Source organism: Sutterella massiliensis, from assembly GCF_016899755.1.
In the GTDB taxonomy this organism is placed as follows: domain Bacteria; phylum Pseudomonadota; class Gammaproteobacteria; order Burkholderiales; family Burkholderiaceae_F; genus Sutterella; species Sutterella massiliensis.
This window is the reverse complement of record NZ_JACJJC010000004.1, coordinates 58388-72246: the sequence shown is the minus strand read 5'-3', so window position 1 is coordinate 72246 and position 13859 is coordinate 58388. Positions and strand designations below refer to the sequence as shown.

At 59.2% G+C, this 13859-nt stretch carries 12 protein-coding genes; 6 read left to right on the top strand and 6 right to left on the bottom strand.

Features of this window, described 5'->3' with window-relative positions; translation table 11 throughout:
• Positions 1 to 101: 101 nt before the first annotated feature.
• Entirely contained in the window at positions 102 to 530 is a 429-nt protein-coding gene (locus H6A60_RS03785) for a cyclophilin-like fold protein (RefSeq protein ID WP_239477567.1), read from the bottom strand.
• Positions 531 to 722: 192 nt separating this feature from the next.
• Between H6A60_RS03785 and H6A60_RS03780 the strand changes: the two genes are divergently transcribed.
• Positions 723 to 1607, top strand: coding sequence for a LysR family transcriptional regulator (locus tag H6A60_RS03780; RefSeq protein WP_205102079.1), 885 nt, complete (start codon positions 723 to 725; stop codon positions 1605 to 1607).
• A 159-nt stretch (positions 1608 to 1766) separates the two neighbouring features.
• Here the strand turns inward: H6A60_RS03780 and H6A60_RS03775 are convergent, their stop codons facing one another.
• Positions 1767 to 2552, bottom strand: a complete 786-nt coding sequence (locus tag H6A60_RS03775; protein WP_205102078.1) for a transporter substrate-binding domain-containing protein — start codon at positions 2550 to 2552, stop codon at positions 1767 to 1769.
• A gap of 209 nt (positions 2553 to 2761) precedes the next feature.
• Positions 2762 to 3673 carry a LexA family protein gene (locus H6A60_RS03770; protein WP_205102077.1) on the bottom strand — a complete coding sequence of 304 codons (912 nt, stop codon included), beginning with the start codon at positions 3671 to 3673 and terminating at the stop codon, positions 2762 to 2764.
• 274 nt (positions 3674 to 3947) lie between these two features.
• On the opposite strand from H6A60_RS03770, the gene H6A60_RS03765 reads away from it, so the two are divergent.
• Positions 3948 to 5312, top strand: a complete 1365-nt coding sequence (locus H6A60_RS03765) for a M20 metallopeptidase family protein (RefSeq protein WP_205102076.1) — start codon at positions 3948 to 3950, stop codon at positions 5310 to 5312.
• A gap of 245 nt (positions 5313 to 5557) precedes the next feature.
• A complete protein-coding gene (tyrA, locus tag H6A60_RS03760) occupies positions 5558 to 6778 on the top strand; it encodes a bifunctional chorismate mutase/prephenate dehydrogenase (RefSeq protein WP_239477566.1) in 1221 nt (406 codons plus the stop codon).
• A 155-nt stretch (positions 6779 to 6933) separates the two neighbouring features.
• Here the strand turns inward: tyrA and H6A60_RS03755 are convergent, their stop codons facing one another.
• The gene (locus H6A60_RS03755; protein WP_205102075.1) at positions 6934 to 9084 is read right to left on the bottom strand and encodes an autotransporter outer membrane beta-barrel domain-containing protein; all 2151 of its coding nucleotides are present in this window, start codon (positions 9082 to 9084) and stop codon (positions 6934 to 6936) included.
• A gap of 263 nt (positions 9085 to 9347) precedes the next feature.
• On the opposite strand from H6A60_RS03755, the gene H6A60_RS03750 reads away from it, so the two are divergent.
• Genes H6A60_RS03750 through H6A60_RS03740 form a run of 3 tightly spaced genes read left to right on the top strand, consistent with a single transcriptional unit; the run spans position 9348 to position 11723 of the window.
• Positions 9348 to 10199, top strand: a complete 852-nt coding sequence (locus H6A60_RS03750) for a transporter substrate-binding domain-containing protein (protein ID WP_239477565.1) — start codon at positions 9348 to 9350, stop codon at positions 10197 to 10199.
• A gap of 23 nt (positions 10200 to 10222) precedes the next feature.
• Positions 10223 to 10999 carry an amino acid ABC transporter permease gene (locus H6A60_RS03745; RefSeq protein ID WP_239477564.1) on the top strand — a complete coding sequence of 259 codons (777 nt, stop codon included), beginning with the start codon at positions 10223 to 10225 and terminating at the stop codon, positions 10997 to 10999.
• Positions 10989 to 11723, top strand: coding sequence for an amino acid ABC transporter ATP-binding protein (locus H6A60_RS03740; RefSeq protein WP_205102073.1), 735 nt, complete (start codon positions 10989 to 10991; stop codon positions 11721 to 11723). Before H6A60_RS03745 ends, H6A60_RS03740 begins: the two co-directional genes overlap by 11 nt.
• Positions 11724 to 12124: 401 nt before the next feature.
• Here H6A60_RS03740 and H6A60_RS03735 read toward each other — a convergent pair whose 3' ends face one another.
• Both H6A60_RS03735 and H6A60_RS03730 read right to left on the bottom strand, forming a co-directional pair.
• Complete coding sequence (locus H6A60_RS03735) at positions 12125 to 12565, bottom strand: MarR family winged helix-turn-helix transcriptional regulator (RefSeq protein ID WP_205102072.1); 441 nt, start codon at positions 12563 to 12565, stop codon at positions 12125 to 12127.
• Positions 12566 to 12785: 220 nt separating this feature from the next.
• On the bottom strand, positions 12786 to 13811 hold the full coding sequence (locus H6A60_RS03730; RefSeq protein ID WP_205102071.1) for an acetyl-CoA carboxylase carboxyltransferase subunit alpha: 1026 nt from the start codon (positions 13809 to 13811) through the stop codon (positions 12786 to 12788).
• Between the last annotated feature and the right edge of the window lie 48 nt (positions 13812 to 13859).

Genomic DNA, 13859 nt, shown 5'->3' with positions numbered 1-13859 from the left:
GTTTTCGACAGAGCAGAAAAAACGCGCGCCGGTACGGCTCCTCTCGAGTCGCAGCGGTGCGCGTTTTTCTTCCCAACGGACGAAGAACCGGCTCGCAGCCCTTACTCTTTGCGGCGCAGCGTCACGTCGGCCGAGCCGCTGTCGCGCAGCGCCCGGATCGCTTCCGTACTCATGCGGCCGAGCGGCACGAGACTCTCGGACGAACGGAAATTCCCCGTGAAGGCCGCGAGATTTCCCCATGGCATGTAGTACGTAAGGTCGCCCGTCTTCGGCGTCGTGCGCGTCGGCGCATTGCCGACGTCCAGTTTCGGATTGAGGTACGCGATGCGCTCGACCGCACCGAAGTCTTCAAACTGCAGCTTGATCGGCAGCCGGGCCGCGAGCGCCTTTGCCGCATCGTTCTCTTCGAGCGTGATCGTATAGACCTTGCCGCCGATCGCCATTTCAATATCCTGAGCCATTGCAACGCCTCCGAGCGCAAGCGCCGCGCAAGCCGCCAAATGCGTGAGCACCAACTTTTGCAGCTTCATCCCGCTACTCCGTTTGTTGTGTATGCCGACACGCAGCGTGCCGGTCCGAGAGTCGAGAATCTCGGTGAAAAGCTTCCAACGCATGCATGCTTTTCAAGGATTCTCGGGCTATGCGGTCATTATCCTTTCTGTCACAATCCGATTCAAATACTTCATTCTTATCTGTTTCGATTCGATTTCTTCATAAATACGATGGACCTCAAATCGCTTCGCTACTTCGTAGCCATTGCACGGGAGAAGAGCTTTACGGCCGCGGCCGAAAAGCTCTTCGTCACGCAGCCGACGCTCTCGCGCCAGATTGCGGACCTTGAAGAAGAGCTCGGACACAAACTCTTCGACCGCACCACGCGCCGCATCGAACTCACCGAAAAGGGCGTTTACCTATTCGGCCGGGCACAGTCGATTCTCTCGCTTGTCGAAAAGACCAAGCTCGAAGCGATGTCGACGCAGGACCTTGCGGGCGACCTCACGATTTCGGCAGGTGAAACGCCCGCAATGGCGGTCGTTGCCGAAACGCTCGAACTTTTTCAGCGCACGCACCCCAACGTACGCGGGCACCTTCTCTCGGCAAGCGCACAGGATGCGGCCCTGAACGTCAGGATGGGCACGTCGAACTTCGGCGTCTTTAATATGCCCGCCGAAATCGACGGCTTCGACTACGTGAAGCTGCCGCAGCAGAACCGCTGGGGTCTGCTCGCTCGCCGCGACGGGCCGCTCGCGGGCAAAACGAGTGTCTCGCCCCAAGATCTCGAGGGACTTACCATCTACGCGCCGAAGCAGGAAGCGATTCGAAGCCGCATCGCGGGCTGGCTCGGGCAGCCCTTCGAGCGACTCAAGGTGGTCGGCACCTACAACCTCCTCTACAACGCTTCCCTCATCGTGCGCTCGGGCGGGCACGCGCTCTGCATCGACGGGATTACGCGCCCGGACGACGACATCGCGTTTCTGCCCTTTTCGCCGCCCCTCAGAACGGACGTCGTTTTCGCTTGGTCGATTGCTGCGCCGAAGCGGACGCTCACGGAAGCGTTCCTTTCGCTTTTGAAGGAGCGCATCGAAGCGCAGACAAACCGGGACTGATTTGCCGGCGGCGACACCGCTTCCCCCATTCGGCATCGACCACCGCTTGAATTGGCTTGAATTGAAAAGCCTGCGAAGCTTTCCGCCTCGCAGGCTTTTCTTTGTGTTCAATCGCCGCACTTTAGGCCGAAGGCCGTTTCAAAGCACGGACTCCGGGCATCAGTCGAGCCACTTGTCTTCAATGCGGTCGAGTTCGCCGCGGATATCCATCAGGTGCCAAAGGAAACCCATGGAGCGCACGAAGTCCGCGTCGTCCGTCGGCATCATGAAGCCCATTTCGCTCACGGGCGTCAGGGGCTTATCGAGGAACGCCGCGTGAAGTTCGGGGTAGCGCTTCACATAAAGCTTCGCTTCGGCCGTTTCCGTTATCATCACGTCGCCCTGGTCCCTGGCGATCATGCCCGGAATTTCGTAGTTCTTTTCGTGCGTCGTCACCTGGGCCTTCTTGAGGTGCTCGAGCACGTATTGTTCGTTCGTGCCGCCCGGATTTTTAATGACGCGAACGCTCGGATCGTTGAGGCTCTCGGGCGTCGTGAAGCGATCCTTATTCTTCTTGTTGACGAGCGCCACTTTGCCGAACGGCGCATAACCCGGCAGGAACGCGGCGTAGCCCGCACGCGCGAGCGTCTGCGTGATGCCGCCCACGGCCACGTCGAACTTGTTGCCCTTGATGCCCGCTTCGAGGTCCTTCCAGGGCGTGATCACGTATTCGACCTTCCAGCCGGCGGTTTTGGCCATCGCTTCGACGAGCTCGATGTCGTGACCGACAAGCTTGCCCTCTTCCTTCATCGCAAAGGGTCGATAGTCCGCGGGCGTACCCACACGAAGCACCTTGGTTTCGGTCACGCGGTCGAGCCGTTCGCCCGCCTGTGCGGAAAGCGAAAGGACAACGGCGCCGAGCGCGGCGGCAGCGGCAACGAGTGTACGGACATGCTTGCGATTCATAGCGACTCCTTTGAGGAAACAAACGAACGACCTCGGGCAGAGCGCCTGCCTTGGCCGTCTTTAGGAAGAGTTTCGTCAAAAAAGCGCAGTCGCCGCAATGCGGTTCCTCCGCGCCGACAGCGTTCTCGAAATGAAAACAACCGCTCTTTCGCGTTCGCCAAATCCCTTCGGGTGAACGTCTGATCGGGAAAGCGCTAAGTTTCGCGTGCTCAGTCCGAGCGCCGCAGGAGGCCCGTCACCGCCGAAACGACGGTGCCCTCGATTTCAAACCGCTGCCAGGGTTCCGGACGCATTTCGGCATAGGGCGCCGCGCTGTTTTCCGTCACGAAACGCACACCCGGCGCTTCCAAGGGATCGTCCTGGGCGCCGACAGCCGCTTCGTCGAAAAAAATTCGACGGATAGCACGCGCGCCGTTCACGCGCATGCAGACGATTTCGCCGCTCTTGGGGCGACGCGCTGCGTCAACGACAACGATGTCGCCCGCGCCGATCCCGGCGTCGATCATCGCGTCGCCCGCGGCGCGCAACACGAAGAGACGCCGTTCGCTGCGGCGCTCTCCGGGGAGCGTCTTTCGGCCGAAGAGCACCTCTGCCGCATCGTATTGTCGCAGCCCGCTCGGGCGAAGATCGCCGTCAGAGGAGCGCTCGCCCGCTTCTTCAACGTCGCCCGCTTCGCGAACGCGCGCTAGAAGCAACGCTTCGAGCGTCTGGGGCAGCACGCCGAGCACTTCGGGCGACTCGAGGTCGGCAGGCGGCTCGCTTTCGCGATCGAGCAGCGTCTTGATGCGCGCGAGGGCGCCGCGCAACCACTTCACGCCGCCGAGCTGCGAAAAGAGATCGCGCTGCTCGACTTCAAGGCGAATGTGCACCTTGGCATCGAGGGGCGCGGCACCGGTCAGCTTGCGTCCGGCGCCGGGCCGCGCGCCGCCGCGGCGAAGTCCGCGAAGGCGCCCCGGCGCCTTGCCCGCGACCGCAACCTCCGAACCTTGCTGTTGACCGTTTTTGACGCCTTCGGGCGCCCGCTTGCCGTTCTCCATACCGTCCAAAGCATGTTGAAGTGAATCCGCCGGACGACAAAGAAACGGATTGATTTTGTCGCCCGCTTTTGAAGCAACCTGCATTTTGGGCAAAATCGCTCGGCAGGAAGCATAGCGGAAAAGCCGGGCTTTGGCGAACGCTTTCGATGCCGAGCGGGTGAATTGATTGCGTCTCCTCGAAACTCGATTGTTCTCAAAATAGCAACGCGTCGAATAAGATTCACCGAAGAAGCAACACATTCGCATCTCCCCGGCGCGGCTCGACTGCCCGCAGCTCCTACAATGAAAACGTCGGTTGCCCGCACGTGCGCGAGCATCCGAAGCATTCGCAAAAAAAACAACACAAGGAATCGAATCCATGACGCAAAACCATCTCGAAGAAGCTGCGTCGCGCTCGGGCGCGACGCTTCTCCCCCGGCTTGCCGCAGCGCTCCTTTCGAGCTTAGCCGCGGGCGCACTCTTTGCTGCGGAAGCCGCGTCGCCCGCCTGGCTCGACGCTGCGGTGAAAGCCGCCGAACCCGCACTCACCGAACTGCGCCACGACCTGCACCAGCACCCCGAGCTCGGCAACCAGGAATTCAAGACCCAGGCTCGCATCGTTGAAGCGCTCAAGGCCGCCGGCATCGAGACCGTCACAGGCTGGAAGAACGCGCCGACAGCCGTGATCGGCATCCTCAACCCCGAAAAGGGCGACACGGTGGCGCTGCGCGCCGACATCGACGCGCTCCCGATTCGCGAGAACACGGGACTTCCCTATGCGAGCAAGGCCAAGGGTACCTATTGGGGCAACGAAGTGGATGTCTCGCACATGTGCGGTCACGACGCACACATTGCGATGCTCTTGACCGCCGCAAAGATCTTGGCCGAACACCGCAATGAAATCGATCGTCGCGTACTCTTCGTCTTCCAGCCTGCCGAAGAAGGCGACTCGATCGAAAATCCCTTTGTCGTCGAAACCCCGCGCGTCTCGGGCGCAAAAGCGCTCGTACTCGACGGTCTCACGGAAAAGTACGATGTAAAGCACTATTTCGGCATTCACGTCATGGCGCGTCTTGAGAGCGGCAAGATGCTTGTGCGCCAGGGAGCAGCCTTGAACAGTGCCGACGCCTTCGACATCCGGATCAACGGCAAGCAGGCCCACGGCGCCATGCCCTGGACGGGCGTCGACGCAACGCTTACAGCCGCCCAAACGGTCGTGAACCTTCAGCAAATCGTCGCACGCAACATCGACCTCACGAAGGGCATGGGCGTTATTACCGTCGGCAAACTCACCGCGGGCGAAACCGGCAATGTCATGGCAGGCAACGCCGCCATGCTTGGCACTGTTCGCTCGAATCATCCGGAAATCCGGGCCAAACTCCTTGAGCGCATCCCGCAGGTGGCCGAAGGAACTGCGGCCGCGAACGGCGCGACAGCCGACGTGAAGCTCATCGAAATTTATCCTGTCACATGGAACGACCCGACGGTGGCGGGCTCACTCGTCGAACAGCTGCAGGCTTTCGGAATCGATGCATCACTCTCGGATTGGAACCCGGGTGCGAGCGAAGACTTCTCGTTCTTCGCGCAGACGGCACCTTCGGTCTTCATGTTCTTGGGGGTTGACAAGCCGGGGACTGAAAACGCCCCCAACAACCATTCCGACCGCTTCACGATCGACGATGCGGCGTTGCCCGCGGGGGTTCGCGCGCACATTGCCGCAGCGATGAGCGATTTCACAAATTAACCGCACCAGCGCGTCTGTCGAACGCAGGCACGGCCTTGAGCACGCGAGTCGCTCAAGGCCGTCGTTTTATTGACCGCGCGCAAAGCGGCTCGGCGCTCGAACGCAAGCGTTGGAATTTCCTGCGCTTGCAAGCGCGTAACCTAGAAAATCAGTCGCAGTGACGAGTCCTTCGTGCGCTGCCAACAAACATTCAACGCCGCGGTTTCGAGCCGTGGCGGGTCATTCTGATTGATTGGGACTGCACCATGACGCAAGAAAGCGATGCAGCCGAAGCTGCCTTCGGCGTAAAACCGCAGCCGAACACCGGCACTGCGCTTGAAGAAAGCATTCGGCGCAACGCGGCCGAGCTTATGGACGGCGCGCTCGAAGCGCGAATTGCCGCAGCAGACGCACAGATCGCGAAGCTTCTTGCCGAACGCATCGCCCTCATGCGCTCGCTTGCCAACAAGCGTGTGGCGCGCGCCCGTCCTGTGCGTTCGGACGACGAAGACAAGCGCCGCAGCGTTCGACGTAAAGCTGCCGCAGAAAGCGCCGCCATCTCTCCGGTACTTCTTGAAGAAATCCTCGGGCAGCTCGACCGCGAAGCGCTCAGGAACGTACGTGCCCTGCGCTTTCCCTCGTCAATCCCCAATCCGAAACCCGTCGTCATCGTCGGCGGGCGCGGCGGCATGGGGAGGCTCCTCGACGACCACTTCCGCCGCTCGGGCTGGCCCGTGCGCATTCTCGAGCGCAACGACTGGGACCAAGCCGAAAGCATCTTTGCGGGTGCGGGCACCGTCATCGTGAGCGTGCCGATCGAAGCAACCGAAGCCGTGATCAAAGCGGCAGCAGCCAAGATGCCTGCCGACGCACTTCTTTGTGACGTCACGTCCGTCAAAACCGGTCCCGTCAAAGCGATGCTGGCAGCACACAAAGGACCGGTCGCCGGGCTGCACCCGATGTTCGGGCCGGACGTCACCGACTTTCGTGCACAGGTCTTCGTGCATTCGCCCGGGCGCTTCGAGAGCGCCGCCGAACCGCTTCTCGAGCAGATTCGCCTCTGGGGAGGGAAGGTTGTGCGCTGTTCGGCCGAAGATCATGATCGTGCCATGAGCATCATTCAGGCACTCAGGCACTTCACGACCTACGCCTACGGCGTCTTTCTCTCAGAAATTAAGCCGGACCTTCACCGCATTCTCTCGCTCTCTTCGCCCATCTACCGACTTGAGCTCCTGATGGTCGGACGCCTTTTTGCGCAAGATCCGCATCTCTACTGCGACATCATCATGAGCGACAAAGAAAAGAGCGAACTGATCGGTGCCTACGTCGAGAGCCTGCGGCCTCAGCTCGACATCGTGCGAACGCTCGACCGCGAAGCATTCGTCAAGCGCTTCCTCCAGGCGCGCGCTTACTTCGGCGAACTTGCGCCGCAGTTCATGAAGGAGTCCGGAACGATCCTTGCAAAGATCCAAGCAGACCGTTCCTGAAGATTCGTCTGCAGCGTTCCGTTGCCGGACAACAAACGGCCCGTCCGCAGAACCGGTCTGCGAACGGGCCGTTTCATCGACTTGCTTCTCTCGGCTCGTTCGGGCATATGCCCTCACGCCCCTCAGAAAAACAGCCGAGGCTTAAGCGCCGGGCGTTACCAAACGTAGCGCGCCCCGACGTTCCAGCGGTACGGCGTCTTCACGATGCCGCTCGCCGTACGCTCGAAGTCAGCGTAAAAGCGCAGCGACTCGGTCGCAAAAATGTTCGCGCCAACGCCGTACTCATACCAAGTACCGCCGAAGTCCTGACGGAAGTCGTTTTCGCGCACGCCGTTGCGCATGAACACCGTCTGCGTTTCTCCGTCAAAGTCGTGCAGCAGGGAAGCGCGCACATAGACGTTGCCCTTGTCGTTGGGCAGCTTCAGGCCGGCCATGGCACCTGCGCGGCCGATCAGCATGTCGACGTCCTTCTGATTGATCTTCGTACCATGGCCCGCACCGTACGTGTCGCCTTCAACACGCGAATACATGATTTCGAGCTGCGGTTCGACGAAGAAGCCGTTCTTCGCCGTGAAGCGGTGACCGGTTTCAAGCGTCGCCGACCAGGCATTCGTCTTGAAGTCCCCTTCAAGACGCTGCGCTTCCCAGAAGGCGATGTCGAACTTATTCTGCAAGCGGCCGTACTTGATCGAGGCATCGACGAAGCTGCCATTCTCAAAGAGAGTGCTCGCGTATGCAGTGATCGCGTAGGTGTTCGTTTCACCTGATCCACGCGAGAAATCGCTGTCGCCGTTCGTGTAGGAGAACGCGGCACCCGTCCAGACCTTCGTGCTCCCCGTGTCAATCAGACGGTCTGCACCGACCTGGATCGCCTGGAATTCGGTTTCGGTCTTCTGAGAACCATACTCGCTGCGGCCGAAATAGGTACGCGCCCATGCGCCTGCCGTACCCTCGAGGCCGCGCAGTTCACCCATGCGCTTGTTCATGTCGTTCATTTCCGTGCGCCACTGCATGAGAGAAACGCCGGTCGTTTCGGCAATGGTTGCCGCATTGCCGTTGACGGTTTCCACTCCCGGATCCACAGTTACGGCACCCGAGCCATCGCGAACGGCCGTGCCCGTGAGGCCGTTCGAAAAGACGCCCTCGCCAATCTCGTACTCCGCCTTCTCAAGCGCCTTTTCGCCCACCGTCACGCTCGACATCATCTGATCGACGATTGCCGTCACGCTCTTCGTGCCGTCGTTGAGCTTGCCCGAAGCAATCACCGAGGTTGAGGCTTCTTGATCTACTTCACCGAGCGAAACCTGAACGTCCTTGAGGCTGTTGAATTCAAAAGCGTGACTCTTGGCTGAGGACGTCCCGATCGAGAGCGAAGCACCTTCGTCAAGCGAGAATTTCGAGCCTGTATCGGCCGCTTCAAGCGTTTTGATCCGCAGGAAGGCCGTCTGCGCCCCTTGTTCATCAGCCGTCAAATTCGTGCGAACAGCAGGTTCAGGTCGCAGATGAACGATGGAGTCCTTCTCGAGCTTGAGCGACGTGATGCCGCTTTCGCCGTTGACATTCCAAGTCGAGTTGGCAAGCGTCACGGACGTGCCGTGCTCGAGCGGATCGGTCTTGACAACGAAGGGCTTCGAATCCGTAGAAGAGTACTCCGTGCGTTCACCGCGAACAGCGCCCGACCAGCTGCTGCTTTCGAGCGTGAGCGTGAGGTTGTTGGGGCCGGCATGCGCGAACGTCTCGCTGCTTAAGTGTGCGCTGTTGGTCGAGTGGATAATGTCGCCGTCAAAGGTCGATCCCACAAAGCTGATCTCCTGCTTGTGTCCGTCCGCAGCAATCGGTGAATCCGGAAACTTTTTCTTATTCTGGATGAGCTGCTCGACCTTGATGTTCCAGCCCGAGATCTCGCTGTTCTCGAAGGCAAGCGTTTGCGAGCGAATCGGCGACTTGTCGTCGGCGCTTGCCGAGAGGAGAATGCTGCGCGCTTTGGCATCATGGTGAACAAGCTTGACATCTTTGGCGTGAACGTTGAGCACGCCGCCCTCAGAGGTGCTCTCCTTGTCGCTCGGCCTCTTCTGCGTTGACAGCACAACGGTTCTTATATTGTCCGACGTGCCGACGGCGTTGAGGTCAGTCGAGCCGTCGTAGGCTTTCTCTGCCGAGCCGAGGTTGAAAAAGCTCAGCGTAGATTTCTGAACGACGGCCTGACTATTCTCAGGCAATTTAAATTCATTCCCCGAAGCGTAAGCACTTGCCGCAGCGCCCAAAACAGCCGCAGCAATGCCGGAGATCACAAACTTCTGATTCATCGGTTTTCCTTGAAAATCGTGGAAGAGGAGTATTTTTCTTAAGCAGTATCGCGTAAGAATTTCATTATTCACGATTTCCAGATGGATGTGTAGGAATAACCCTCAATTTATTTTATTTTTTAAAATCTACTATTCCGTATTTCATTTTTTGTGCTTATGCATTTTGTTGGCGGTTTTTTGTTCGTGTACGAATGATAAGTTCGCTACAATCGTCGCATCGAACGCGCGTACAGGCGCTCCTTCACGTTTTTAAAGTGCAAAAAATGAACAGAAGAACTCTCATTGCGCTGGCTGTCGCCGGTGCGCTTGTGCTCGGCGGATGCTCGGAAAGCACGCAGCCCCAAAAGAACACCGCACAGTCGAGCGGCCAGAACCTCGACACAATGGAGAAGACGACGCTTACCGTCGGCATGGAGCTCGCTTATCCGCCCTTTGAAGGCAAAGATTCCTCAGGCAATCCGGCAGGCGTGAGCGTCGACTTCATGCGGGACTTCGGAAAATCGATCGGTAAAGAAATTCGAATCGAAAACATTGCTTTTGACGGTCTCATCCCCGCGCTGGTGACGGGCAAGGTTGACATGGTGATGTCTTCTATGACGGTCACCGACGCTCGCCGCGAAACGGTCGACTTTTCTAAGCCCTACGCCAACGCGATGCTTGCGCTTTTGACGAAGAAGGACGATGCACTCAAGTCGGTCGACGACCTTAATGCCGAAGGCAGAACGATCGCCGCGAAAATCGGCTCAACCGGCCACCTTTTCGCCCAAAAACACCTGACCAAAGCAAAGGTGCGTGCGCTTGCTGACGAGAGTGCCTGCGTGATGGAAGTTGCAAGCGGAAAGGCCGACGCCTTCATATACGATCAGCTCACGATCTACCGCAACTGGCAGCGCAATCCGGACACGACGAACGCACTTTTCATCGCGTTTCAGGACGTCGAGCCCTGGGGCGTGGCAGTGCGAAAGGGCGACACGAAGCTGCGGGAAGCGCTCGACAAGTTTATTGCCGACTACCGCGCCGATGGCGGCTTCGAGCGCCTGACCGAGAAGCACCTCGCCAAGGAAAAAGCCGCTTTCGAGAAGCTCGGTTTCAAATGGTTCTTTGACGTTCAGTGATGCCTGAGCGGCCCCGTTTTCCCATGAATCTCTTTCGAGTCCGAGCGGGAGAAAAGCCTTCTGCACTACAGGCTGCGGTTGGAATCGTGCTTGCGGGCGCAGCCGTGATCGGCTTCTTCTGGGCTTCGATCTCGCAAATCGCCTATCGGCCCGACTTCGGCTTTCTCGCCGACTTTAACATCCGCATTGTTGACGGCTTTGCGATGACCTTGGGGGTGAGCGCGGCCAGTCTCGTACTGAGCCTGGCGGTCGGCGTCCTTGCGGCAGCAGGCGAAAACGCTCGGACGCTCGTGCTGCGCTACCTCTCGCGCGGCTACGTCGTCTTCATTCGAGGGACGCCCCTCATCATGCAGATATACCTTTTCTTTTACCTCGTCGGCACGGCATGGGGAGTGGAAAATCGGTTTTGGGCGGGCGTCATTATTCTTTCGATATTCGAAGGTGCCTACATCGCTGAAATCATTCGCGGCAGCTACGCTTCACTCGAGCGTACGCAGCTCGAAGCCGCCCAAGCGGTGGGATTTTCTCCGCTCCAAACGCTGCGCTATGTGGTTGTGCCGCAGATGACGGCAAGAACCCTTCCGGCACTCGCAGGACAGTTCGCCTCAATCATCAAGGACTCGTCATTGCTCTCGATGATTTCTGTCGTCGAGCTCACGCAAACGATGCGCGAGATTTCTGCAGTCAACCTGAAGCTTCTGGAAAGCTACCTATTTCTCGGCGTTCTTTATCTCGCCCTCACGATCCCGGTAGCAATCGCGAGCAAACTGCTCGAACGGAGGTTCAGCTATGAAGCTTGAGTTCGATGCGCTCACGATGCGTTTCGACGACACAACGGTCATTGACCGCCTGACTTTTTCGGCCGAGATGAACACGCTCGCCATCATCGGCCCGTCAGGCGGCGGCAAATCAACGCTCCTACGACTTATCGGCGGACTTCTCGCGCCGAGCTCGGGGGAAATTCGCTTGAACGGCATGCCGATACCGAAGTCGCCCGCCGACCTTCTCGCCTACAAACGCGGCATCGGCTTTGTCTTCCAGCAGAAGGGCCTTTTCTCGCACCTCACGGCGCGCGAAAACATTGCGCTCCCGCTCACCGTCGTTCACGGCTGGACGCAGAAAGAAGCCATCCGTCGAGCTGACGAACTGCTCGAGCGCTTCGGACTTTCCGAGCACGCAGATAAACGCCCGTCGGCGCTCTCGGGCGGACAGCAGCAGCGCGCCGCCATTGCACGTGCAGCCGCTCCGAGGCCGAAACTCCTCCTTCTCGACGAACCCACGAGTGCACTCGACCCCGAATACACGGTCGAAGTGCTTGATGTCGTGAATGAGCTCAAAGAATCCGGCATCGACTTCATCATCGTCACGCACGAAATGGGGTTTGCACGTCACGCGTGCGAAAAGACAGCCTTCTTTGCAAACGCCGCTCTTGAAGCGATCGGGCCGAGCGAAACGCTCTTCACTTCGCCGCCAACGCCCGGCTTGAAGCGTTTTCTCGGGCGACTCCTCGAGTGGCAGGTGTGAACAAATTTTCTTGCCCCGGAGTCCCGTCGTTCGGCTTGAGATTGCACGGGACTCAGCAGCTCGGGCGACTACCATTCGGCGAAAACTTCGGCGAGCGTCGACATGAAAACCTGCACGAGAGGCGAACACTTCTCCTTGAGGCAAAAGGCGCAAAACTTTTCTTTCACGAGGCGCCCCGACTTGAAAACCGGCACATAGGCGGACAGGCCGTCCGCACCCGTCGCGTCGCCCGGCGCCCATCGTCCCTGGGCAAGCAAAAAGCGCCGCCCGCCCGCGGTCATGAGTCGTGCGGCATCAAGCGTTTCGGCAAAAAGAAAATGATCTTTTAGCCCGAGAAGACCCGCGTAATAAACTTGTTCGGAAGCTTGAAAGCCTGGCGGCGCATTATCCGATAACGTTGCTCAGGTTTCGATCGGATACTTGAAATTCGCAGCGGCTTTCGCGAGAAGCCGCTCGAGCGTTCGCGCCTCCTCGTCCGAAAAGCCTTCAACGATTCGCTCGTTGAGCGCGCCGGCTACCGCATCAAGCTTCGGCTTGAGCGCACGACCTTTTTCGGTCAGATCGAGCACGAGCACGCGGCCGTCGGACTCAAGACGACGGCGTTCGACGTACCCGAGCCGCTCCAAGCGGTCCACCATGACGGACGTGGTCGACTTCGTGCGCCGAATACGTTCGGCAAGCGTCTTGAGCGGAATCTTGGGCGTAAGGAAAAGCACGTGAAAGACATCGCCGCAGGCTGTCGTGATGTCTTCGAGTCCGGCGCGCGTAAGTTCGTCGATGAGGTAGCGATTTGCGCCCTCGCGCAGGCGAGAGCTCAGGTGCAGGATTTGATATTCCTTCATGGCGGAAACTGAAAGCGGAAAGAAAGTCCGCACGCCGAACGGAAGATGTCGAAACGGGAGCGGCACGCTATCGTTCGATAGCGAATCAATTGTAGCAACCGATCGAACGCGCGCACAAAACGGCTCTCCCTCGTTCGCAGCACGGCCAGAAAACAAACACAAACGGGACCGTCCGTTAGGAACGATCCCGCTCGATACGCGCTTGACGCGAAGTCGATCGTTACTTCGTTTCAACGGCAGCTTCTGCCGTCGTGCCACCCGCTTCGGATAGGCTCGCGTCGAGGTCAAAGAACCCGTAGCCACGCAGTTTTTCGGCTCGACGCTCGAGGAGTGCTTCGCGCGGCATTCTGAGAAGCGCACGAAGTTCGTCGACGATCGCCTGCTTCAGAGTGGTCGCCATCAGCTTCGGATCGCGGTGCGCACCGCCGAGAGGTTCGGAAATCACGCGGTCGACCAGGCCGAGCGCGGAGAGCTTGTCGGCCGTAAGTGAAAGCGCATCGGCAGCCTGCGGGGCCTTCGCAGAATCCTTCCAGAGGATCGAAGCACAGCCTTCGGGCGAAATCACCGAGTAAATCGAATACTGAAGCATCATCACGACGTCGGCGACGGCGATCGCGAGCGCGCCGCCCGAGCCGCCTTCACCGATCACGCAGGAGACGATAGGCACGCGCAGCGTCGACATTTCGTAGAGGTTGCGCCCGATCGCCTCGGACTGACCGCGCTCCTCGGCGTCGATCCCGGGATAGGCACCCGGCGTGTCGACAAACGTAATCACCGGCAGATCGAACTTTTCGGCAAGCCGCATCAGACGTAGCGCCTTGCGGTACCCCTCGGGACGGGCCATACCGAAATTGCGCTCGGTGCGTTCGCGCAGCGTGCGGCCCTTCTGGTTGCCGATCACAACGCAGTTGATGTCGGCAATGCGCGCGAGCCCGCCCACGATCGCCTTGTCTTCGGCAAATGCGCGATCGCCGTGCAGTTCATGGAAGTCCGTAAACATCGCGTCGATGTAGTCGAGCGTGTACGGACGGTTGGGGTGGCGCGCCACGAGCGACATCTGCCAAGGCGTGAGCGACGCGAACGTCTTCTTGACGAGTTCGGCTTCTTTAGCTTCGAGCGAAGCGATCTCAGCGGCCACGCTTACGCCACGCCCGCTTTCCTGCTCTTCGAGTTCGCGAAGTTCGTCGATCTTCTTTTCAAGCGCTTCGATATCGCGTTCGAATTCGAGAAATACCTTCTTGGCCATCTTGGTTTTGTTGTGAGTTGCTGTGTTTTGTTTGTTTAGCGTTCGTCC